20 protein-coding genes are annotated in these 24,943 nt (G+C 38.8%); 3 read left to right on the forward strand and 17 right to left on the reverse strand.

All coding sequences use genetic code 11. From position 1 onward, the window contains the following. Positions 1-607 precede the first annotated feature (607 nt). The 16 genes from A6J77_RS03600 to A6J77_RS03675 form a co-directional block, all read right to left on the reverse strand. Entirely contained in the window at positions 608-1,432 is an 825-nt protein-coding gene (locus A6J77_RS03600; RefSeq protein ID WP_048729766.1) for a MetQ/NlpA family ABC transporter substrate-binding protein, read from the reverse strand. A gap of 388 nt (positions 1,433-1,820) precedes the next feature. Continuing rightward, a complete protein-coding gene (locus A6J77_RS03605; protein WP_083068287.1) occupies positions 1,821-2,375 on the reverse strand; it encodes a GNAT family N-acetyltransferase in 555 nt (184 codons plus the stop codon). A 39-nt stretch (positions 2,376-2,414) separates the two neighbouring features. Beyond that, positions 2,415-3,353: an ABC transporter ATP-binding protein gene (locus A6J77_RS03610; protein WP_083068288.1), complete on the reverse strand. Its 939-nt coding sequence runs from the start codon at positions 3,351-3,353 to the stop codon at positions 2,415-2,417. Then, entirely contained in the window at positions 3,353-4,891 is a 1,539-nt protein-coding gene (locus A6J77_RS03615) for an ABC transporter permease/substrate-binding protein (RefSeq protein ID WP_083068290.1), read from the reverse strand. The genes A6J77_RS03610 and A6J77_RS03615 overlap by 1 nt, the downstream gene beginning before the upstream one ends. Positions 4,892-5,148: 257 nt before the next feature. Next, entirely contained in the window at positions 5,149-6,105 is a 957-nt protein-coding gene (locus tag A6J77_RS03620; protein ID WP_083068292.1) for a 2-keto-3-deoxygluconate permease, read from the reverse strand. A 228-nt stretch (positions 6,106-6,333) separates the two neighbouring features. Beyond that, positions 6,334-7,626 carry a nucleobase:cation symporter-2 family protein gene (locus A6J77_RS03625; RefSeq protein WP_083068293.1) on the reverse strand — a complete coding sequence of 431 codons (1,293 nt, stop codon included), beginning with the start codon at positions 7,624-7,626 and terminating at the stop codon, positions 6,334-6,336. 3 nt (positions 7,627-7,629) lie between these two features. Continuing rightward, the gene (locus A6J77_RS03630; protein WP_016896482.1) at positions 7,630-8,226 is read right to left on the reverse strand and encodes a xanthine phosphoribosyltransferase; all 597 of its coding nucleotides are present in this window, start codon (positions 8,224-8,226) and stop codon (positions 7,630-7,632) included. A 183-nt stretch (positions 8,227-8,409) separates the two neighbouring features. Continuing rightward, positions 8,410-9,426, reverse strand: coding sequence for a class 1b ribonucleoside-diphosphate reductase subunit beta (gene nrdF / locus A6J77_RS03635; protein WP_083068295.1), 1,017 nt, complete (start codon positions 9,424-9,426; stop codon positions 8,410-8,412). 25 nt (positions 9,427-9,451) lie between these two features. Next, entirely contained in the window at positions 9,452-11,650 is a 2,199-nt protein-coding gene (gene nrdE / locus A6J77_RS03640) for a class 1b ribonucleoside-diphosphate reductase subunit alpha (RefSeq protein WP_083068296.1), read from the reverse strand. Beyond that, positions 11,622-12,026, reverse strand: a complete 405-nt coding sequence (nrdI, locus tag A6J77_RS03645) for a class Ib ribonucleoside-diphosphate reductase assembly flavoprotein NrdI (protein WP_083068297.1) — start codon at positions 12,024-12,026, stop codon at positions 11,622-11,624. The genes nrdE and nrdI overlap by 29 nt, the downstream gene beginning before the upstream one ends. Continuing rightward, positions 12,014-12,253 carry a glutaredoxin domain-containing protein gene (locus A6J77_RS03650; protein WP_016896486.1) on the reverse strand — a complete coding sequence of 80 codons (240 nt, stop codon included), beginning with the start codon at positions 12,251-12,253 and terminating at the stop codon, positions 12,014-12,016. Before A6J77_RS03650 ends, nrdI begins: the two co-directional genes overlap by 13 nt. Before the next feature lie 380 nt (positions 12,254-12,633). Continuing rightward, a complete protein-coding gene (gltX, locus tag A6J77_RS03655; protein WP_083068298.1) occupies positions 12,634-14,109 on the reverse strand; it encodes a glutamate--tRNA ligase in 1,476 nt (491 codons plus the stop codon). An 86-nt stretch (positions 14,110-14,195) separates the two neighbouring features. Further along, a complete protein-coding gene (locus A6J77_RS03660) occupies positions 14,196-15,389 on the reverse strand; it encodes a PIN/TRAM domain-containing protein (protein WP_083068299.1) in 1,194 nt (397 codons plus the stop codon). A 216-nt stretch (positions 15,390-15,605) separates the two neighbouring features. Beyond that, complete coding sequence (gene radA, locus A6J77_RS03665) at positions 15,606-16,988, reverse strand: DNA repair protein RadA (protein ID WP_083068300.1); 1,383 nt, start codon at positions 16,986-16,988, stop codon at positions 15,606-15,608. A 47-nt stretch (positions 16,989-17,035) separates the two neighbouring features. Continuing rightward, positions 17,036-17,575, reverse strand: a complete 540-nt coding sequence (locus tag A6J77_RS03670) for a hypothetical protein (protein ID WP_083068301.1) — start codon at positions 17,573-17,575, stop codon at positions 17,036-17,038. A 102-nt stretch (positions 17,576-17,677) separates the two neighbouring features. After that, entirely contained in the window at positions 17,678-19,273 is a 1,596-nt protein-coding gene (locus A6J77_RS03675) for an alpha-amylase (protein WP_227645183.1), read from the reverse strand. Between the two features lie 425 nt (positions 19,274-19,698). On the opposite strand from A6J77_RS03675, the gene A6J77_RS03680 reads away from it, so the two are divergent. Together A6J77_RS03680 and A6J77_RS03685 are read left to right on the forward strand one after the other, a co-directional pair. Continuing rightward, positions 19,699-20,370, forward strand: a complete 672-nt coding sequence (locus tag A6J77_RS03680) for a hypothetical protein (RefSeq protein ID WP_083068303.1) — start codon at positions 19,699-19,701, stop codon at positions 20,368-20,370. 14 nt (positions 20,371-20,384) lie between these two features. Next, complete coding sequence (locus A6J77_RS03685) at positions 20,385-20,576, forward strand: hypothetical protein (RefSeq protein WP_083068305.1); 192 nt, start codon at positions 20,385-20,387, stop codon at positions 20,574-20,576. A gap of 178 nt (positions 20,577-20,754) precedes the next feature. Here A6J77_RS03685 and A6J77_RS03690 read toward each other — a convergent pair whose 3' ends face one another. Then, complete coding sequence (locus A6J77_RS03690) at positions 20,755-23,679, reverse strand: insulinase family protein (protein WP_083068306.1); 2,925 nt, start codon at positions 23,677-23,679, stop codon at positions 20,755-20,757. A gap of 124 nt (positions 23,680-23,803) precedes the next feature. On the opposite strand from A6J77_RS03690, the gene pgeF reads away from it, so the two are divergent. Continuing rightward, positions 23,804-24,568: a peptidoglycan editing factor PgeF gene (pgeF, locus tag A6J77_RS03695; protein ID WP_102950013.1), complete on the forward strand. Its 765-nt coding sequence runs from the start codon at positions 23,804-23,806 to the stop codon at positions 24,566-24,568. Positions 24,569-24,943: the final 375 nt, after the last annotated feature.

A 24,943-nucleotide genomic window follows, 5' to 3' on the forward strand; every position in this document is an offset into this window, starting at 1 on the left:
AAAATACAAGCTGCCATTTTTTGAATTATGGCATTTTAATGAGAGAAAACAACACCCTTCAATCCTTATCATTCTAACATATTTGACAGTATTGTAGAAATGAATGAAATATTTAAATAACTTATATAAGATATTAATGTTGAAAAATAGTTACTAGCTTTTCAAAATCGTTCATTTTATATAATATAAGTTAATATATTTAAAAAACACCCATTTTTATCTCATTGTAATTTAATAATCGAAATTCAAAACGTTGATCTAACGGTCTTTTCAATTTTTTGTCTTTTTAAAAATGCATAAAAATCACGATTTATAATATTTTCAGACCTTCAAAGGGAGCAAAATTAGCGTATTAATGCATAGTTTTCTTGCATATAAGGGCCATTTTAGGGCATTAAAAAAAGAATTAATACAATATTTGTTTTTATTATTATACCTTATTATATCACCGGACTCACTTAAATAAGATTTATCAACTAACATAGGATACTCAAGCACCTGGTCTCAGCAATTTACAACTAAAAAACGCCTCCCAATAATACTAGGAGACGTTCTTTAATTGAGTTTTATTGATTCACTTTAAACCTGGTAGTTTAAAGCCACTAGATTATTCTGCAGTTGGTGCACCTTCCCATACTGGAATGCTTGAACCTGCTGACATTTCGTCGATGATTGCTGCGACTTCGTCTGTTTGATAGTATTCAAGGATTGTCTTGTAGACTTCGTTGTCTGTTTCGTCTTCACGTACTGCAATGACATTGTAGTATGGCTTTGATGATTCTGCGACTGGCTCAAGGTAAATTGAGTCTTGTGTTGGCACGTAACCTGCGTCTGTTGCCATATCGTTGTTGATTAATGAGATATCAACGTCAGCTAAGGCACGGGCTGTTTGGTTGGCTGCCATTTCTTCAAATTGTAAGTTTTTAGGATTTGAAGTGATGTCACTTGTTGTTGGTAATAGACCTTTTGATTCGTCTAATTCGATTAAACCAGCTGTTTGTAATAGTAATAAAGCACGCGATCCGTTTGATACGTCGTCTGGAATTGCGACTAAGGCACCGTCTTGTAATTCATCTAAAGAGTCAATTTTCTCAGAGAAGACACCCATTGGATTTAAGGTTGTATAGCCAAGTGTTGTGTTTGAATACCCACCTTCTTCGTTAATTGAATCCATGTAAATTTCTGTTAGAGCTGAATGCATATCGATTGAACCATCGTCTAATGATACGATTGGTTGACGGTAGTCAGTGAATTTCACTAATTCAATTTCAATGTTTTCTTTTTCTAGCAATTCTTCTTGTAGGTACTCCCATTGGTCGTTTTTATCGCCAACCACACCTAGTTTCACTTTAGTCGTTTCTTCACTTTGGCCACAAGCAGCTAACACTAATACCACTAGTGCCAATCCCAATGCACGGAAAATTTTCTTCATAATATTGCCTCCAAATGATTTTTTATCATTCATTTATTGTAGGAAAAACCAATCATCATTGCAATTCAATCGAGATACTAAATTACCATTATCCTTGATAGCCTAATGCTATCACTAGCTACGCATATTCTGATTTAATAATGTCCTATAAATCAACTGATAATAGTTATTTGCCTGTGATACCGCTTGTTCAATTAATCCACTTTTTTATTTCTCTTACTTTGTTGTTTAGGCTAAATTATTATCTATTCACGATTGATCATCTAAAAGATATCCCACACTTAGTAACTTTCTCAACCGAAGTATCGCAAAAGTCAAAGGACCATGAAAAGGACCAATGACTTTCTACATTAGTCATTCGTCCCATATCCTTATATATCTATTAAGTTTATGATCCCTTTTGGGCTAAGTATTCATCTCTTAGTAAGGAAAATACCACTGAGTCTGATGGCCCACTATCTAGTTGTTCATCTTGTCTAAGAATCCCTTCTTCAGTAAAGCCCAGACGTTTTGGAATCGCCTGGCTTTTATGATTGGTAACCGCTGCTCGAATTTCTACACGATTTAAGGCTAAGTCATTAAAAAGATAATCAAGTAGGAAAGCTACAGACTTGGTCATAATCCCTGAACCTTGGAATTCTTCTCCTAAATAGTAACCTAGTGAAGTTGACTTGTTTAGGTGTTTAATATAATGCAAACCAAGCACACCAGCTAATTGACCTTCAAACCAAATCCCACATTGAAAACCATCGTTATTGGCAAATTGTTGTAGCCCCTCTTTAATAAAAGGTAATTCATTTTCTGTAGCTTTCATGAATTTCACCCAAGGTAAGTACTCACCGAGGTAATCACGTGAATGATCAATTAACTTGTACAAAGCTTCTACATCACGCTCTTCTAATATTTTGATTGATAATTTGTCATCAATTGGGGTTTGAAACATGCCACCACACCTCTCTGATTTTCTTTATATCATAACACCTTATATACTTTTTAGCCGAGCAAATACAGCCTGTCTATCTAGCGTTCCTAAACTTGTATCATTTTCCGTGATCTCAACTACCTCATCAGCCGCTAGTAAGGCGTATAAATCTTTTTGATGGCTAGCGATATCAATTTGCGGATAATCTGGATGGTCTCCTGAAAGTGGTTGAATATCTGGTCGGAAGATATTTAAGCCAAAGACATCTTCTTTCTCTTGGTTAAATAAGGAAGCCACTACCTGGTTTTCTGGATTTGTCAGAATTTCCTGAGCCGTATCCACTTGAATTAAGCGACCTTGGTTCATAATCCCAATTCGGTCAGCTAATTTAATGGCTTCATCCATATCATGTGTGACAAATAAGATGGTTGTCTTCAACCGCTGATGAATATCGACTACGAGGTCTTGTAACTGGTTACGAGAAATTGGGTCTAGGGCTGAAAAAGGTTCGTCCATTAAAATAATATCCGGTTCAGCTGCAATCGCACGTAAAATACCAATTCGCTGTTGCTCCCCACCAGATAATTCATCAACTGGTCGGTTCCGGTAAATTTCGGGATCTAAACCTACTAAATTGAGTAGTTCGTCAATTCTAGCTACACGTTTCTCTTTTGGCCAACCAATCATTTCTGGAATAACATCAATATTTTCACTAACATTCATTGTTGGGAAAAGGGCAATCTTTTGTAAGACGTACCCCATATTCCAGCGCATCTTCTCAATATCATGATCTTTAATTTTTTGTCCTTTAAAGTAAACATCTCCACCTGTTGGCTCAGTCAAGCCATTTACCATTTTAAGTGACGTCGTTTTCCCACTACCTGAAGGACCCACTAAGACAAAAAATTCTCCTTCATGAATGGTTAAGTTCAAGTCATCAATCACACGTTTGTCTTCATATGCTTTCTCTACATCTTTAAATTCAATTATACTCGCCATTATGCATCCTCCCCTATTAAGCCCTTGTCGACTAGGAAATCATGGGCTACTTGGCTAGGCTCTTGCCCTTCAACGTTTACAGCATAGTTCATTTGGATCATCTCATCTTCGGTTACTAACCCACTTAATTTGTTTAGAGATGCCACAATTTCTGGATGGTCTTCAGCGAAGTCTACATTCATCAATGGACCTCCTTGATAATCAGGGAAGAGCCCTAAATCATCTTCAAGCGTAACCAAATCATACTCTAAAATTTGGCTATCAGTCGAATATGCATCAACCACATTGACTTCATTGTTATTGATAGCATTGTATCTAAGCGCAGGTTCAAGACTTTTCACTGATGGGAAGGTCAACCCGTATAATTCTTGAATACCAGCATAGCCATCTTGACGGTCAATAAATTCTAACGTAAAGCCAGCTGTGATCTCGTCTTCGACTTTCGCTAGATCTGAAATCGTTTCTAGATTATTCTCCTCCGCAAAATCACGTTTCACGGCTAATGCATAGGTATTTTCAAAAGAAAATGGTTCTAGAAAAGTCATATCATACTGTTCTTTTAATAAGTCACGCGCTAATTGATAGGTATCTGCTTGGTCGAAGTCGCTTGTATCAGTAGCTTCATCTACGTCAACTAAACTTTCAAGGACTGTACCTGAAAACTCTGGATAAATATCGATTTCATTATTATCTAGGGCAGAAAAGAGGAAGGTTGTTTTACCAAAATTGGCTTTTACATCAACATTGACATCGTCATTATCTGCTTCAATTATTTCTTTATACATATTAATTAGTATCTCTGGTTCTGACCCTAATTTACCGGCGATAGTGACATTCGTAACTTGACCAGTCAATCGTTGCGCTAATATTGGCCCACCAATTCCTACAAATAAAACAAGCAAGCTAATAAGGACGGTTTTCATTTTCTTATTTTCTAACCATTTAATGAGGGCACCAAAAATAATCGCTAATAAAGATGATGCAATAGCACCGATAAGAGTTAAATTGCTATCATTTCGGTCGATCCCCAACATAATTAAAGACCCAAGGCCACCAGCACCGATTAAAGTCGCTAGGGTCGCTGTTCCTATAGTTAATACTAACGAGGTCCGAATACCTGAAATGACCACCGGCATGGCAATCGGCAATTCCACCTTAAAGAGGCGACGCCGTCTAGGCATCCCAAAAGCGATTGCAGCTTCCTCAATTGTCGGGTCAATTTCTACAAAACCTGTATAGGTATTTTGTAAGATAGGCAAAATCGCATAGACAACTAAGGCGATAAGTGCAGGTACTGAACCTATCCCTACTAAGGGAATTAACAATCCCAACAAAGCCAATGAGGGAATCGTTTGTAAGATACTAGCAAATTGTAATACGGGTTCCGCATATTTACGGTGGTCACTCAGCCAAATGGCTAGTGGAATTGCAATAACACAGGCGATGAACAAGGCAAGTAAGGAAATAGCCATATGTTCGTAAGTAGCAGTGAATAATTGGTCTTTACGTTCCATTAACGTTAAGAAAAAATCGTTCATGATAACTCCTTTCAAGTTACAAGGTGTATGTAGATCATTTAAAATTGCGCATGATAAAATTGTGTCATCACCAGGTAAATGATTTCGGCAAAATTATCACTCGTATATTATATTATCGCATACAAAGCCATAATTACATTGCAATAAGCCTAGGTTTTGAATGCCTTATTTGTCCAATTTGGCCTTTTTAAATATATGAATTTATTACATCAAAAAAGAGCCATGTAATCATGACTCTTCTGTAAGCATTGAGATAATTATAATGATTGAATACCATACTCTTTTACATATAGTTTCTGTGCAACAATAGGTGAAATGATTGAAGTAATGATACATACCATCATTACAATAGCTGTAGCACTTGTTGATTGATCCGCGAAGACTAATGGTAAGGCAGACGCGATACTAGCAGGATTAGCTACTGACATGCCTGCTACATTCCAAATAGCTGCACCATCTACCCCTGCGTTTTGTTTCATGATGTAGCGGTCAAATGGAATTAGGGGTAGTAATAACACCATGAAGATTCCGGCCATCAAAATACCTGGCAATCCTGCAGCGATAGCTGATTGAATATTCATCGCTGCACCTAGGTTCCACCCTAAGAAAGGTAGTAAACGCGCAATCATCGGCACAAAAAAGTCGGTGAAATCTCTATCTAGATTACCTAGAATAGTACCGGCTACTAAAGGCACAAAGATTGAAATAATCGGTTGCCAGTCAATCCCGGCTGCCCCACCATCTGCCGTTAAAATACTTAATAAAATTAAAGGTGCAAAAGGCATACCAATCAGGCCCATAATACCATATACGGCACCAAATTGTTTATCCCCATAACTTGAATGGATAGCTAGTGCTACGGCTGGGTTTAAAGAATAGATCACACAAGCAAAAGCCAACAGGTTAATGCCAAAAATGCCATCTAAACCAAACAACCAGTAGAAAACTAAAATATAGATTGTTGAAATCACTAACTTAAATAGAATCATTGGTAAATGACGTTTTAGTAAGGGCACAATTTGTTTTAAATCTAAACTTGTCCCTGCTGAAAATACCAATAACCCAATAACAACGTTCGTCCCCATTTGAAACGTTTGTTGTGTTGTACCACCGATTGCATCATACATATTAGGAAAGATAGACACTAATACCAGTGATACTACCAAGGGAATCAAAAACATCCCTGCAGGTACTTTATTTATTTTCTTAAACATATATAAACCTCTCTATAAGCATTTTTAATGGAAACACCACAATTACGCTATCATATATTGCTTTCAATCCTTAGTCAATAGCAATTATCCGTTTTTTTACACAGTAATTTAACATTTATGACTAAAATTGCAAAGATCATAGCCATAAAAATACCCCTTGAATTTAGCTAGCATAACTAAATTCAAGGAGTTTTATCGTCTATTTAAACGAGATATTTTTAAAATAATTTATTTCTTCACGCCATGGAAGAAGGCGTTTAATAAGACCACTGTTACACCACCAGCTACGATTCCTGAAGATGTTAACCAAGAAATCCATTCTGGCAACTGCGCAAAGGCTGCAGGTGCAATAGCTACACCTAAACCGATTGTAACTGCAGCGCCAATGATCAGTTGGTTACGATTATCTGCTAAATCTTGAGCACCTAATACGCTGATTCCGTATGATAATACGTTACCAAATAAGAAAATCATGGCACCACCTAATACGGCTGACGGTACCGAAGTTGCAATAGCACCAATTTTTGGAATTAACCCACATAGTAGCATTAGGATAATCAAGTTAACGAAAATAGATTTCCGCTTTTCACCTGACATTTGTACTACCCCAACGTTTTGAGAGAAAGCAGTTTGTGGTGATGTATTGAAGATACCAGCAAGTAAATACCCAATCCCTACTGAGAAATATGAACGACGAAGATCTGCTTCATCGATATCTTTATCGTACATTCCAGCTAAAGCATAGTTGATACCTGTTACTTCAATCATAGAAATAATACCAACCACTGTTAGCGATAAAATCGCTGCCGGATTGAAGCTTGGAGATTCGATAGCAAAAGGCATCGGTAGTTGTACCCATGATGCCTCTAAAATAGGCTGCATGTCCATTTTACCCATAAAGATAGCAATAATCATACCCGCAACTAGTCCAATCAAAATAGAGATAGATTGAAGAAAGCCTTTAGTAAAGCGATATAGTAAGAGGATAATCAAGAAAGTCATTAACCCCAAGATTAGATTATCGATATTCCCGTAGTCTGCACTACCCTCGCCACCTGCTAGATTATTAATCGCAACAGGAATCAAGGTCGCACCAATTAAGGTCACGATAGTCCCTGTCACTAGCGGTGGAAATAGGTGGGATAGTTTAGCAAAGATCGGCGCCAATAGTAGGATGATGACACCAGCTACTAGGACTGAACCGAACATGGTGCCTAAGCCATATTGACCACCCACTTGAACCATTGGCCCAATAGCTGTAAATGAACAAGCCATTACAACGGGTAAGCCCATACCGATAAATTTACCCCGGTAAAGTTGTAGGAATGTTGCAATCCCTGAGATAACAATATCTGCTGAGACAAGGTATAGCGTCTGTTGGGTTGTGAAGTTTAGAGAACTTGAGATAATTAACGGTACCACAATAGCACCGGCATACATGGCTAGTAAATGTTGTAGTGAAAGAAAAGTAGTTTTAGCTGAGAAGACATCTTTAAAATTTATATTCTTCAAAATGGCCACCCGCTATGCTAACTTTTCATCTTCTTCATCTACAAAAGTCACTTTATTACCTGCTAATGAAGCAATACGGCAAACTGAGTAAACATCTACACCCGCATCAATAAGGCGTTGACGTCCAGGTTGGAATGATTTTTCTACACAGATACCCACACCAACCACTTCTGCACCAGCTTGTTTCACTAAGTCAATTAACCCTAGACTCGCTTCACCGTTCGCTAAGAAATCGTCAATGATCAGTACTTTATCATTTTCATTTAAGTATTCTTTAGAGATGATAATTTCGCTTGTTTTATTCTTAGTAAATGAATGTACTAATGTTGAGAATTTATCTTGTCCAGCAAGTGTTGATGGTTCAGATTTTTTGGCAAAAAGCATTGGCACTTGGAAGTGGGCAGCCACCATGATAGCAGGTGCAATACCACTTGCTTCGATGGTTAATACTTTGGTAATTTCACGTGACTTGAAGTAATCAAAAAAGTTACTTTGGATGTCATGCATCACTTTCGGGTCGATTTGGTGGTTTAGGAATGAGTCAATTTTCAAAATCTTTTCATCGATGACTTGACCGTCTTTTAAAATACGTTTTTGTAAGTAGTTCATGATAAATAGCCCCTTTATTTTTGTTACTTCCATTGTACGAACAATATATTCCAATTGCAAGGCATTGTTCGGCGAACCTACGAACAATTTCTAATGGATACCGGTTGATCCGGATAAAAAGCTTATTTAACCACAAAAAAACTGGCTTGAGAACCAGTTTTTTTACATATATTGATTGGAAATTTAAAAGTCGTAATCATCGTCGCCCATCGCTTCTGATTCACCCATCAAGTATGAATTTCCAACTTGTGAGAAGAAGTCATGGTTACTTGAATCTGTTGAGATACCATTCATCACAATTGGGTTAACATTTTCTGCTGTACCATCTGGATAGAAAGGTTCAAATCCTAAGTTTTGTAAGGCCTTATTGGCATTATAATGTACAAAGGTATTAACTTCCTTCGTCCATCCTACTTGTGTATAGATTTCTTCGGTATATTTCTCTTCATTTTCCATTAAGTCAAATAGCAGCGCGTACATCCAGTCTTTTAATTCATTTTGTTCATCAGTTGAAAGTTGGTTGTAACCTAATTGGAATTTGTAGCCCAGGTAAGTACCATGTACAGACTCATCGCGAATAATCAACTTGATAATTTCAGCGACATTCTCTAGTTTATTGTTACCTAAATACCATAATGGTGCATAGAAACCTGAATAGAATAGATAAGTTTCTAGAAATACGCTAGCAACCTTTTGCTGTAATCCGGTTCCATTTTGATAAATTTCGTTGATACGACGTGCCTTGTATTGAAGGTATTCGTTGTTGTTAGCCCAGTCAAAAATCTCATCAATTTCACGAGTCGTATTCAATGAAATAAAAATTGTTGAATAAGATTTAGCATGTACTGACTCCATAAATAGGATATTGTTCAATACAGCTTCTTCGTGTTGTGTCCGAACAGCATCACGCATAACGTTTGCCCCTTCTTCAGACTGTAGAGTATCTAAAGCTGTTAAGCCAGCAAAGGCTTTGTTAACTACATCGCGTTCTTCGTCAGTTAGGATTCGCCAATCATCACGGTCGTTTGAAACTGGAATACGTGTATCCAACCAAAATTGTGAGGTCAATTTTTCCCAAGTTGATTTATCAATCGCATCTTCTACGCGGTCCCAATCAATTGATTTGTAGTATAAAACGTTGTGGTTGGTTGGTTCACCGTTCAAAATCTGGTTAAAGTATTCTTTATTTTCTTGTGTCATTATTAATTTTCCTCTCGTTTACGATTTAAATCACACATGATTCACATTGGTCAACACCGATTTCTTTATCGGAGTCATCTGTATAAGTCCGCACATAGTAAATCGATTTGATCCCTTGTGCCCAAGCATAATTACGCAAGCGGTTAAGGTCACGGGTAGTCATTTTGTCCGTATTACCATTTTTCCATTCATATAAACCTTGTGGAATAGTTGATTGCATAAACAGGGTCAAGGACATCCCTTGGTCAATATGTTTTTGTGCTGTTGCATAAGTATCGATTACTTGACGCATATCCGTTTCGTAAGCAGATTTGTAGTACTGGATAGTATCATTATCCAAGTATGGTGCTGGATAAAACATTGAACCAATATTCGTTTCTTGACGGTTTTCAATTAAATGCACAATTGGATGAATAGAGGATGAAGCTTCATTGATATATGAAATCGATCCGGTTGGTGCAACTGTTAATAGGTAAGCATTATATAGTCCATCCGCCATAATGGCTTGGTTTAATGCCGCCCAATCATTTGGTGTTGGGATATGGATATGGTCGAATAGCTTAGCGACCTTCTCAGATTGGAAAACGAACGGTTCTTGGTTATCAATGTAACGCTCACGAATGTAAGAACCATCGGCATAAGCTGATTGGTCAAATTCAAAGAAGCTTTCTCCACGTTCCTTAGCAATCTGGTTTGAAGTTTTCAAAGCATAGTAACGTAATGCCATAAAGTAAGCATCCGTTAGCTCTAACGCTTCTGGCGAACCGTAGTGGATTTGATTAGTTGCCAGTGCTGTATGTAATCCCATCGCTCCTAATCCAATCGAGTTATAAGCTGAGTTACCACGTTCAACACTTGGCACAGCTTGGATTGATGTCATATCAGAAACAGCAGTTAAAGCCCGTACAGCTGTATCCACAGCTTTTTCAAAGTCATTCATCTTCAACATTTCCGTGATATTAGTTGAAGCCAAGTTACATGAAATATCTAGTCCGACTTCCTCGTAAGTGAGGTCCTCGTTTAAAATAGACGGTTTTTGGACCTGCATGATTTCAGAACATAAGTTAGACATGGTAATGGTCCCGTTGACTGGATTTTCACGGTTGGCCGTATCCACATTCATGATGTAAGGATAACCAGACTCTTGTTGCAGACGAGAAATCTCTTGTTCTAGTTCCCGGGCATTGATTTTATATTTCTTGATTTCTTTGTTGGCGACCATATCCTCGTAGTGTTCAGTGATATCCACGTAACCAAATGGCTCGCCGTAGATTCTTTCCACGTCATATGGACTAAACAAGTACATGGGTTCATTTGTTTTCAATAGTTCGTAATACTTATCCGGCACAACCAGTCCTAAAGACAGGGTCTTCACACGAATTTTCTCATCTGCATTTTCTTTCTTAGTAGATAAGAACTCATACACATCCGGGTGGAAGGCGTTTAAATAAACAACCCCAGCACCATTCCGTTGCCCCAATTGGTTAGCATAAGAAAAGGCGTCCTCTAGAAGTTTCATGACTGGCACGACGCCTGAACCCGCATTTTCAATACCCTTTATTGCGGCACCGGCTTCACGAAGGTTAGACAAGTTAACTCCTACACCACCACCGCGTTTAGACAGTTGAAGTGAGGAATTTACTGCACGGCCAATTGACTCCATATTATCTTGGACATCAATTAAGAAACAAGAAACCATCTCACCGCGACGCTTCTTACCTGCGTTTAAGAAGGTAGGTGTCGCCATTTGTAGACGGTGTTCAATGTGCTCTTCAGCAATATGCCAAGCTAAATCTTCATCGCCATCTGCTAAATACAAAGCAGTAAAAGCAATTCGGTCTTCATATCTTTCTAAAAATCGTTTGTTGTCATTGGTTTTTAGCGCATATTGCGTGTAAAACTTATAAGCACCCATAAAGCTCTTGAAACGGAATTTATGGCTATACAAATGATCAAACAAGGATTGGATGAAATCGAAAGAATACTTATTTAAGAAGCCTTCTTCAATATAATCATTGTTTACTAAATACTGTAATTTTTCTTCTAATGTATGGAAGAAAACCGTATTTGGGTTCACATATTCTAAGAAATAAGCCCTAACCGCTTCACGATCTTTATTTAATTGGATTTTCTTGTCAGCAGTTGGGATATTTACCATATTGTTAAGCTTAAAGTAAGTAATGTCTTTCGTATTTTCAATTTTTAATTTCTTGGTATCTGTCAATTTTCTCTAACTCCTCTGTTAACTTAGCCACGTCATAGGCAGATCCTTGGAACTCAAATCCATGTAAGACAGGAATATCGAACTCAGCAGATAGTTCTTTTACTGTTACACAGAATAATTGGGCAAAGTTGCGGTTACCCCCACCAAAAAAGCCCTTGCATAACTTAGCATTATCCGCCCATTCTAAAAATTCTTCAGCCGTTTCAATCACGTCACCATACACATGACTTTCATATGATGGAATCACCATAATAAAAGGCTCAGTCATTGTCACTGGTGCTATTGCTGATGAAATTTCATAAGTATCGAAGCCTTGAACTTTATTGATAAAACGTCTAGTTTGACCCGTCAATGAATAATAAACTATGCTTGCCATGCTTCCACCAAAGCTTCCATCTTTTCAGGTACATAACCATTGAAATGGTTTCCTGTTGAGTCTGCAATTACTGGTAAAGACAAGTAACCTAATTCTTTTACTTCATCTAGATACATGTCCTCTAGATCTACCCGTTTCTCTTCAAAAGGAATCTCTTTAGCTTCAAGGTATTTCTTAGCAAATACACATTGTGGGCAGCCACTCTTTGCATAAACTGTGATTGTCATGGTCATTACTCCTCGCTTTTTATTAAAAAACACAATAAATTGTGCTTTGTTTATTTTTTAACCCTATATATTGTGTTTAATCTAGTCATAGTATAGGGGTGGAGATGAACTATTATCAATCCTTATTCACAAGTTCCATAAAAGAAATAACAAATTGTATCTTCTAATTTTTATAGAATATGATAAATTAGGGGTCTTTAAACGTTTTATATTTTATACAAAAATACGATGGTGATTTTCGATAAAATGTAAGCAATTTTTGTATTTACTTATAGCTTTTTTTAAACTATTAAGTTATACACGTCTTTTTGTAGCGTTTAAATATAAAAAAAAACCCTATCCAAGTTTTTACGCTTAGATAGGGGGTATTAAATGTTTGATTATAGACTTGCTAATGCTTGGTCTAAGTGGTGGGCTACTTTTTCTTTACCCAATACTTCAATTGTTAAACCAATTGAAGGACCGTGTTGTTCACCTGAAGTGGCTACACGGATTGGCATATATAAGTTTTTACCTTTTACGCCAGTTTCTTTTTGAACAGCTTTGATGGCTGCCATAATGTTTTCCTCTTTGAAGTCATCAGCTGGAATTTCCGCTAATTTCGCTTGGAAGGCTTTTAAAACATCCGCCACACCTTCGCCAGCTAATACTTCTTTAGCATCATCTGCGATGTGTAGTTCATCTTGGAAGAACATATCTGATAAATCAACGATTTCAGCTGCATATGACATTTCATCTTTGTATAATGAAACCAATTTTTCAGTCCAAGCGCGTTCTTCTGCTGTAGAAGTTTCAGATACACGGCCAGCTCTTTGTAGATGTTCAATCGCTAATTTCGCTACATCTTCAGCTTCTGCAGCTTTCATGTAACGGTTATTGATCCATTCTAGTTTTTTGTTATCAAAGGCTGCTGGTGATTTACTTAAACGGTCTGTATCAAAGATCTCAATCAATTCATCGTGTGAGAAGATTTCTTCTTCGCCTTTTGGAGACCAACCTAATAATGTAATGAAGTTGAACATTGCATCCGGTAGGTAACCTAAGTCACGGTATTGTTCGATAAATTGTAAGATTGACCCGTCACGTTTAGATAATTTTTTACCTGTTTCAGCGTTAACGATTAATGTCATATGACCAAATGTTGGACGTTCAAATCCTAAAGCGTCATAAATCATTAATTGTTTAGGTGTGTTCGCAATATGGTCGTCACCACGTAATACGTGAGTGATTTCCATCAAGTGGTCGTCAACAACAACGGCGAAGTTGTAAGTTGGCATACCGTCTTGTTTACGGATAACGAAGTCACCTGAAATGGCTGCTGACTCAAAAGAGATGTCCCCTTTTACCATGTCATCAAAGGTATAAGTGGTGTTTTCAGGTACGCGGAAACGGATTGTTTCTGGGCGACCTTCTGCACGTGCTGCGTCGATTTCTTCTTGTGATTTATCGCGCCATTTACCAATATAACGTGGTGTTTCACCGTTTGCGACTTGGGCTTCATGTTCTGCTTCGATTTCCTCAGAAGTATCAAATGCATAGTAAGCTAAGCCTTTATCTAGTAATTCTGTTAGGTAACGGTCGTAGATTTCCTTACGTTCAGATTGACGGTAAGGTCCAAATTCACCTGGCTTATCTGGACCTTCATCCCACTCAATACCCAACCACTGTAGGTTTTCTAGTTGAGATCTTTCTCCGTCCTCAAGGTTTCGTTTTGTATCGGTATCTTCAATACGAATAATAAATTCCCCGCCGTTGTGACGAGCGAATAAATAGTTGAACAAGGCGGTACGAGCATTCCCGATATGTAAATGGCCAGTTGGACTTGGCGCATAGCGTACGCGTACTTTATCTGACATGTTGATTTCTCCTTTTATCTTGTGCTTTCAATCAAAATAGGCTGGTAAAAATACCAACCTAATTTTCCATCATTATAATTATATATCTAGTCAGCTATTTTGGCAAAGACCATGCGTCCTGCATTGGTTTGAATGGCTGATGTAATCTCTACTGAAAGGGTTTCATCAATATGATGTTTCCCTTCTTCAACAACAATCATCGTCCCGTCATCCATATAAGCAACCCCTTGTTGTCGCTCTGTACCAGCTTTTACAATATGTACAGAAATCGTTTCGCCAGGAATCACAACAGATTTCACTGAATTAGCTAACTCATTAATGTTTAATACTTTAATCTTGTGGAATTGACTCACTTTATTCAAGTTATAATCATTGGTTACCACAACACCATCAACTAATTTGGCTAGACGCAATAATTTTAAGTCTACTTCCGGTTCATCATCGAAATCGCCCGTGTAGAAATCTACAACTACATCATCTAGCGCTTGAATTTGATTTAAAATATCCAAACCGCGTCGGCCACGAACTCGCTTCAATGAGTCTGCTGAATCTGCAATGTATTGTAATTCTTTCAATACAAAGTTGGGTACCACTATCACGCCTTCGATAAATCCGGCTTTTAAGACATCTAAGATCCGTCCATCGATAATCACTGATGTATCTAAAATCTTATAGGGTTGGTAAGCCTCATCTGCAGCTTGTCTAAGTGATAGTAAGGCATCCGTATACATATCAAGGTCTTCTGAGTGAGTTGATAAGTCACTTTCACGTGTTTCCTTATCTAATTGTACATCCTCAGTAATAGCCGTATCCGCTGATTCACTACGTCTCACCTGCGGAAAACGGGTAAGCATTTCCATAATCTCAACGCTCTTATTAGAGAAGATATAGAAACCTAATACACCTAAAACAATGGTTAAGACAATTGGCAAGATATTTGAAATGAATGGCCAACCAATCGCCACTAAGGGAATGTTGATTAACCAAGCTAAAACTAGTCCAATAATAACACCTACTGCAGAAACTAAAACCTTTTCGATCGATAACTGACGCATGTCACGCTCGATATTGCGAATAAAACGCATCAATAAAGGCTGTGTTAACCCGTAAATAAGAAAAAGAATAATTGCACCAAGTACGATGTTAAACAATGGAGAATAGAAAAAGCTAATGTTGATATTGATCATGTCCCAAAGTAACGGTAATACATAATAACCTATTGAAGACCCTAGTATCACAGTGAGTACGCGAGACAATATTTTCCAAAATCTTTCGTTCATTTTATTCACCTCCTTTTCTAAAAAAATAAATTATGAAGCGGTTTCTTTACTATACTACCGCTTTTTATAGTATAACTTTTTGTATACATTTACACAATAAGCTGACTTAAAATACAGTCCAGTATTTATCATCTTAACCTGAAATTAACATATGACGCATATTCTAGATAAAAAGAGAGCTTGGCTACTGTTCGGTCCAAACTCTCCAGTATTTATCTATTTCGGAAAAATCGCATTCAACACTTCTCTTACAGTAGTTACACCAACTACTTGTATTTTTTGTTTGCCAGTTAAACCTGATAAGGCATTTTTAGGGATAAAAACCCGCTCAAAACCTAATTTTTCAGCTTCTTGAACACGTTCCGCAATTCTTGTTACCCGTCTAATTTCGCCAGTCAAACCAATTTCACCAACAAAACAATCAGTTGGTTTCGTTTCTTTTTCTCGGTATGAAGAAGCCACAGCTACTGCGATAGCTAGGTCAATCGCTGGTTCATCTAAACGGACACCACCAGTTGATTTAAGATAGGCATCTTGGTTTTGGAGCATCAAGCCCGCTCGTTTCTCTAGTACGGCCATAATTAGTGATACCCGTGAATAATCTAAACCAGAAGCTGTTCTACGGGCATTCCCAAATGAGGTAGGTGTAAGTAGCGCTTGAATTTCCGTTAAAATTGGTCGTGTTCCTTCCATCGAGGCAACAACCGCTGATCCATTAGTGCCAGCTAGCCGTTCTTCTAAGAAGAGTTCAGACGGGTTAGCCACTTCATGCAAGCCGTCTTGTTGCATGTCAAAGACCCCAATTTCATTGGTCGATCCAAACCGGTTCTTCACTGCCCGTAAAATCCTGAAAGTATCATGCTTCTCACCCTCAAAATACAGTACAGTATCCACCATATGCTCTAGAATACGCGGTCCAGCAATGTTTCCTTCTTTCGTCACATGCCCAACGATAAAAATACCGATATTTTGTGACTTGGCTAATTTCATTAACTCTGCTGTTGTTTGGCGGACTTGGCCAACTGATCCAGCCGTTGATGTCGCATCCTCGTGGGTCATAGTTTGAATAGAGTCAATCACTACAAAGCGCGGTTGTAAGTCATAAATAGCATCTTGGATAGCCGCCATGTCCGTTTCTGCATAAACATAGAAATCTGCACCTTCAAATCCTAGTCGGTCTGCTCGTAGTTTGATTTGATGCATCGATTCCTCTCCCGACACATATAAAACTGGCCCAGCACTCTGATGTAATTCAGCAGATACCTGTAGCATCAAGGTTGACTTCCCAATTCCTGGGTCACCACCAATTAAAACCAGCGAACCTTGCACCACACCGCCACCTAAGACGCGATTTAATTCGCCTAATTGGGTCTGGATACGCGGGGTTTCTTCCCCTTTAACCGTCGCTAATTTTTGTGGCTTCATCCGGCTTGAATTGGCTTGCCCAGCGCGTGTTTCAGGATGATCAATAGTCTTTCCATATAAGCGTTCTTCTTCCATTTGGTTCCAGGCCCCACAATTTGGACACTTGCCGTAGAACTGCACACTCTCATAACCACAAGCCTGACACACATATCTCGTTGTCGTTTTCTTCGCCATATTGGACTTCACTCCTTTCTATTTATTTGAAAAATGACAACTGACTATTATTGACCGGAAGAGCCAAAACCACCTGCACGCACTTGATCACTTGGCTGGTCATCAGCAGTCGTTAAGAAAGAAAGGAAAATCCCTTGCGCAATACGCTCACCCTTTTTAATCTGAACGTCACGTAAACCAAAGTTTACTAATTGAACAAATAAGTGACCTTCATTACTTTCATTATTGTAGTAATCTGCATCAACAATACCTATCCCATTAGGTAATGAAAGCCCACGTTTAAGGGGGTTTGAAGACCGACAAGCTAATTGTAAGTACTCATTCTCGCCCATATAAGCTTTCAAACCTGTTGGCACTAGCACTGGTTTCATAGCACTTTCGTCTACTTCACCTGCTACATTTAAATGAGCAAGGTCTTTTAGCACATGCTTCACACCGGTCTTCCACATTGCCGGTACAATAATATCTTCAGCCGCTGCGATATCATAGCCAGCCGATAGAGTTGTTGATCGTCTTGGTAATGTAATTGCCTCATCATTAGCATAGGCCGAGATTTTCTCAAATCCTCGTGTATTTTCTACTGTCATAAACAAATTCCATCCTTTACTACGCATACTTGAATTTTACTGACCTATTGTACCATTGATTAGCAGATTTCTAAACGTTAGACCATGTGGATTCAGTGCTACTTACTCGCTCTGGTCAGCAGCAACCACTTCATCATCCTCCACTTGTGCTGCTTCTACATCCGGTTCAGCCATTTCTTCAGTAGGGGTTTCTTCAAAATAGCTAGTATCTTCAAAATCTTCATCTGCTTCACCGTCAATATGCTCTGCATCAGACTTGTTGACCCAAACGGACATTGAACCAGCATGTACTTTAAATACACCAGTACCATCCTCTTCAATGGTTACCGATCCTTCAATTTCACCCATCGCGTCTACCCACTCTTCTCCTACATGAAGTTCTCCTACATACATACGCTTCTTCGCCTGTTCACCATTGGTTGCGATAAAAGCGAGTCCATCTGGATGTTCATCATCGCCAGTTCGGGTATAACCAATACAATTTTTATGGTCAAAATAATCATGTTGATCACCGTAGGCATTTTCCTGTCTTAAGGCTAAAAGCTTATCTAAGGTATCTTGGAAACCTTTGTAGTCGATACTTTCAATACCATAATAATCTCCGTAAAAAATAGCTGGTAGGCCGGATTGGTGCAGCAAAATCACCCCGTAAGCAATGGGTTTAAACCATTCGTCCACCCAAGATTCAAGGGATTGCCCTGGTTGTGAGTCGTGGTTGTCGACAAAAGGCACAGCTAAATCAGGTCGTTCTTTTAATAATGATCCTTCAAGCAGTGATCCCATATCAAATTGATCCCAAGAAGTCGCCGCTTGTTTAAAACGTTGATGTAAGGCCACATCAAATAGGTCAATTTGATAATCCGTTTCCGCTAAATAATCGAAAAGTACACCGGTATTACTTTGCCAGTATTCCCCTACAACATAAATATCTGGCTTACTTTCTCGTAAAGCAGATATTAGCTGGTCGACAAAAGCAAAATCGATATGTTTTAAGGCATCCATTCTAAAGCCATTTAAATTAAAAGAATCTAAGTACCAATACGCCCATTTTAAGACTTCTTCTTGAACATAAGGATTACCATAATCGATATCTGCAAACATTAAATAGTCGAAGTTACCATTCTCTCCGTCCACTGCTTCATCATCTGCCCAACCTTTATTCTCACCTTTAATCATAAAGATGCCACTTTCACCCGTTTTTTGATCAAAATCAGTCCCAGAGAAGCAGTTAAAATCCCAAATAAAATCAGAATATTCCCCGTTACGGCCTGGGAAGGTAAACTTGGTCCAACCTTCAATATCCCGAGCTTCACCAAGCTTTTCTTGTCGATTTGTTGGGTTCATTGGATAGGCTTGAAATACTTCCGTTTCATCAGCCCCACCCTTATGGTTTAAAACGGCATCCGCTAGCACCCAAATATCCTGTTCATGTAAGGCATCAATTGCCGCTTGGTATTCTGCACGAGTCCCGTATTTGGTACGAATCGTCCCTTTTTGATCAAATTCCCCAATATCAAATAAGTCGTAAGTCCCGTAGCCAACGTCGTCACTCGATTGACCTTTAGTTGCTGGCGGCATCCACACATGAGAAATCCCAATTGATGCCAAGTGTTCAGCATCTTCCGCTAACTTTTTCCATAAAGTCCCGTCGTCCGGTAAATCCCATTCAAAATACTGCATTAATACGCCATTCATCACCATATCATTAACCTCCGCTTTCGCCTAATCTTAATGTCTATCTCTATTATTTCACGCCTCAATTTCAGTTTCTTGCTTTGTGATTGATGAGATTCAATATCACATTACAGTTATTATACCGAAATTTTCTTCAATGAGATAATTTTAGCTTCGCCAAGCTATCGTATTAGCATTTTTTTAAAGCCCTTACTAGTTTATACATCATAAATCAGCAAAATACTGCAAATAATTTTTCAAAATCTGTGACCCCTTCCAAGTGGTTGAAATCAATGAAAATTAATGTGATATTTTAAGCAAATGGTCTTTAAATCTTCACAAAAGTCCTATAGAATGGAGACACTAGGTGAAACCACCTTTGGCGTATATCGCCATAAACATTCCCAATCTTCGAAATATTAAAAATATAAATATAAAGGGTGCCTGAAATGCGAAAACTATTAAAATGGGTTTTATTAGCATGCATCATGTTACTAGTTGGTAACCACGTTGAAGCGCGCGAATCCTCTACTAAACTAGGTAATGCTATTAACGAAACTTTGTCTGAAATAACTGCTTACAAGCAGTCCACAACAATCAAACAGGTAACATCTGAACCCGCAAACACTGAAACGGTTATGTCGACCCTTTCTTATGATAATGCTGATAACTTTTCTGGAACACTTATTCAAAAAGATCTTACTTCTGACAGTGATGATGCCATCTTACAAGTTGAAACACATGACGCCCAATCTACCTACAAGGAAAATGGCAGCGAATGGCAACAAAGTTTAACCAATGACTCTCACTTGGACCGTTTAAATGTCCTATCTCTTAGTCAAATCCATAGTATATTAACGACGCTTGATACGATTGGTGAATGGACCGGTTCTTTAAGTGACCAAACCGTTTCTTTCTCTGGGGAAAATGAGCCATTAACCAATTTATTGAATGGTATTGTGAGGGAGTCTTACAACAACGACGCTGTCCACCAAATTCAATTGGTGACTGACCGTTATACGAATGAAATTAAATCAATCGAGTGGACCATTTCTGGGACTAGTCGTATCAACAATCAAACTTTGACAACTTCCGTCGAAGTGAAATTGTCACAATTATAATTAAAGGAGCCTATATGAGCCGTTATTTAGTTGGAACCATCTTTGCCATCTTATGTATTTTAGTTAACATATATATTGTCTGGAAGGGGCAAACCCCTGAAGGTATGACTGCCGCCCAACAAGCCCGATTAAAGGTGGTCGGTGGCGTCTTATTACTCTTGGCCTTTGTTGCGCTCACATTTGGTGAAGCACTAGGACTTCAATAAGCAAAATGAATAACATTTTCCAAATAAACTATTTATTTGTTATTCTTATTGTATGCCGTGGAATATTATCTTTTAAATATTGAGTTGAGACTGGGACAATACAAATCTCAATTAACTAAATAAAGAGAGAAAAAAGATTTCGAAGTGAAATCTTTTTTCTCTCTTTTAATTTTTTTGCTTAAATCGTACGTTTGTTGTTGAATGTTTGCGTTGAGTCGTCGATTTTTTGCTTGTTACCAAAAACGACTAAATTATCTGCGTCCAGTGCGATTTGGATTTGATCTTTAAAGGCAACTAGATCCGCAACCTTGGTATCTAATGCTTGGCTTAATCGTTCATCTACCATATCTTTATTCATGCCCCTAAAGTGACGTGTCACCATCAAGTTATTCACACTAGCTGGTGTTAGTGGATAATGGAAGGCGGTCATTGAACCAATAATAAGTTGGTCAAGGTCGTCTTGACTTAGTCCTGGATTGGCTAAGAAATCCGGTAGCTTATGATATACATCTACTGTCTTATCTACGTTCGGGTCCCGGTATGAATAGGTTGTGACGTCACCTGATGATGTTAGACTGATGCCCGCACCATAGGCACCACCTTTGGCACGAATATTTTCGTGTAAGTAGTCTTTAGATAAGATATTGGCGAAGACAACATAACGACCATTGTAGTCTTCAATTGGCACGCGACCACCTACGGATACGTATTGGACGTTACCATTTGTTTGAATAGCTTCGTGGTAGTTGTTGCCCGCTAAATCAAACTCAACAGATACGGGTTCAACGCTATCCGTCTGGTCAGCTTGATCGATAAACTGATCAACTTGTTCAAGTAATGTGGCTTTATCCGCTGAATCTGCTGTTAAACTAACTGTCAACATGCGAGGATCCCAAATTTTGTCATTCACTTCAATCAATTTAGCAATAAAGTCATCTGCCTTGGTCGAGAAGTTTTCGATTAAGTCGGTCATGTGGTCATAGAATGATAGGCCTGAAATGACGTCTTCATACTTGGCTGCTTGTGAGTAGAATGACCGCAGTCTAGAAATGGCTACGCGGTGGCCAGCCCCTTCGTATGACTGACTCATATTGAATTTCACCCGTTGCAAGACATTTAAAATGCGGGCCTTATCAGAAAAGTCAGTGAATTTCATCGTATCTTGCAATAGTTCAAAACCACGAGCAGAATGGTCGCCAATTGCTGCAAATGATGACACTAAAACTGGCACATAATCATCTTTGGAACCTTCACGAATAAAGACTTTAGGTCGCATAGAAATTCCAGCAGTCGCCTTCATCATTTCAATGTCCATTTGACGATAATCATAATTTTCCGTGTCCAATAACCCTAATAAAATCGTTAGATAATTCACGTATGGCAAGTCTTCCGCTGTAATATGGTCTAATTTGTAAGCCATTTGTACATACCGAATGCCTGATGCGTCTTGTTCATGGAAAAGGACGGGCACCCCTTGTTGGCCGGTTAATGTTTCTTCAGCTATCGCTTGGGTTGTCCGCGGTACGTCAGAAATATCTAATTGCGGTAGGGCTTGACGAGCTTCTTCGGTATCCGGTGTGTCTTGGTAGACCCGCAGTGCTTGGTTTTCCTGAATTAATGCTTGAATGTCTTGGTCAGTCATTGCGGCTTTTTCAGCAGCTAACTTGGCTTCTAGTTGGTCGTCCTGTTCTTTGAATAAGCCAACTTTCGGTTGGTAAATACCGACTAAGCTGGCATCTGCCGCTAGCAAGTTGTCTTGAAGCCATTTTTCATAGAAGTCAGTGGCTAATTTCGCTCTTAAATCGTCGAAATATTTCGAAAAATGAAGGACTTCGGTCGGAGACATGCCATACCGCCATGCCATAGTCATTTGGATCTCATAGGTAATCCCCTTCATGGCACCGCCGGCTTGACGGGCTGCGAATTCGCGCGTATTGATGACCCCTTCGAGTAGGTCGCGGTTAATCCCGTTGGCTACTAGGTCAGTTAGGGTTTCATTGATTACAGCAAGGGCCTTGTCCTTGTTGGCTGGATTGAACTGTTTCAGGACTAGACCGAAATCTAGGTAGTAACCGTCTGACCCAATGGCTTCAACTTCTTCCGCTAGCCCTGCTTCGATAAGGGCTTGGCGAATTGGTGCAGCTTCAGATTCAATTAAAGCGTCGCTTAAAATATTGGCCACGTAATTATTGGTCAAGTCTGTAGATGCGCCTACATGGGTCATGTAGGTAAGATAAGAATCATGTTCGGCTGTCTTGCGCTCATCAGCGTCATAAAAGGCCTGGTACTCGCTGTGGCCATTCTTTGTTTCTGGCAAGTCAAATAGAACTTGCTGGTCTTTTTTCAAGAATTCGCTGAAGAAATCGCCGTTGATTTGACTCAAAGTACGGTCGATATCAATATCTCCGTAGACATAGGCTAAAGCATTGTCTGGACGATAGTGGTCGGCGTGGAATTGTTTAAAGTTTTCAAAGGTCAAGTCAGGAATGTCGTAAGGATAGCCACCTGATTCGTGGGCATAGGTCGAGCCTGGGTGCATATTTGCCGTAACATCTTGCATAATAATGCGCTCGGCATCTGAATAAGCTCCACGCATTTCATTGTAAACGACTCCGTTATAGACTATTGGCTCATCCTTGTCGAATAACTCTTTATGCCATCCTTCTTGGCGGAAAATATTTTCTTCACTGGTCATTTTAGGGAAGAAAACGGCGTCTAAATAGACATCCGTTAGGTTATGGAAGTCTTCTTCATTCATAGATGACACTGGGTAAATGGTCATGTCTGAAAAAGTCATGGCATTTAGGAAGGTGTTCATTGACGTTTTCAACATGGTCATAAATGGATCTTTTGCTGGGTATTTACGTGACCCAGAAAGGACTGAATGTTCCACGATATGGGCAACACCAGTTGAATCTTTTGGTGGTGTTTTAAAACCAATCCCAAATGAACGGTTTTGGTCGTCATTTTCAACCCAAATCACTTGGCCGCCAGATTTATCATGGGCAAAGGTGTGGACTTGGGCATTAGCATCTTGAATAAATTGACTGTCTACAAGGGTGAAACCATGCATTTGGTCCCCTGTGTTCAAGCTGGTTGTCATAGAATTATCTCCTTATCGGTCATTTTCTTGTTTCCTTCTATTCTAACAGTTTTTGCAGGACTTTATTAGTCAGACCGCTTATTTGCTATAATAGAAATAAAACAACCAAGAAAGGATGACTTTTATGAAGAGCCAATTCTATGACACACCAGAAAATATTACTGCCGGAACGACCTTAAAAGATCCCAACCAAGCCCTTAACGGCAATTTGGCCTTACATACTGGAGAAAATCCGACGCAAGTTGTGGCAAATCGACAAACTTTAGCGGATGCATTACAGGTTGACGCCGACCAGTTCGTTTTCGCTAATCAAACCCATTCCAAAAAAGCTTATCGTGTCAAAGCTTGGGACCGGGGACGCGGTAGTCTGTCGACTGAAGATGCGGTGGATGATGTGGACGCCTTGTACACTTACGAAAGCGATGTGGTTGTTGGCGTCTTTACGGCAGATTGTGTACCTGTGATTTTTTATGACGAAGATATTGGTTTAATCGGTGCCATCCATTCAGGCTGGAAAGGGACTGTTCAAGATATCGTGTCAGCCACTTTTGCACAAATCAAAAATGAAAACCCAGATATTTACATGGGTAACATCAAAGTTATTCTCGGTCCTTCGATTGCACAGAAATCTTTTGAAGTGGACAAAGATGTTGCTGACCAATTCAAGGCGCTTGGTTATGCGGATGATTTTATTCAATGGGATGATGGTCACGGGAAGTATTTAGTGGATAATCAAGCAACGGTTGCAGAGCAATTAAAACGTGTTGGTATATTGGCAGACAATATTCGTTTGTCTGATCAAGATACTTTAGCAATGGTTGATGGTTTTTCATACCGCTTAGACAAAACACCTGGTAGACATTTCAACTTTATCACGAGAAAGGGATAGAAGTAGTATTTATACATTATGTAGTAAATTAGTAAGTTTTAAAGAGGTGTAGTAAATTTTCTAAGCCTTCGGCTTCTGCTTTTTCCTATCATTGCCTTAAAAGCAGTAGGACCGTCTTCAGTCTCGGTTTGAAGACTTGTCTGGCGACACAATCTGTAAGGCGTACACGCCAAACAGATTGTTGTGGGCCATCCCTCCTTTTTACTGCTAAGGCATGCTAGGAAAGCGTCAGCCTTAGCTTTGATATTACAGATCTCATGACTTGGAATTTCTCATTAAATAATAATCCATAAATAAGGATTTTCAAGATTATTGAATATAAAATGTAGTCTTTGCTAAGCTTATTCAACTATGGTCTATAAAATAGTTTGTATT

The sequence above is a fragment of the Aerococcus viridans genome, assembly GCF_002083135.2.
GTDB classification, from domain to species: domain Bacteria; phylum Bacillota; class Bacilli; order Lactobacillales; family Aerococcaceae; genus Aerococcus; species Aerococcus viridans_C.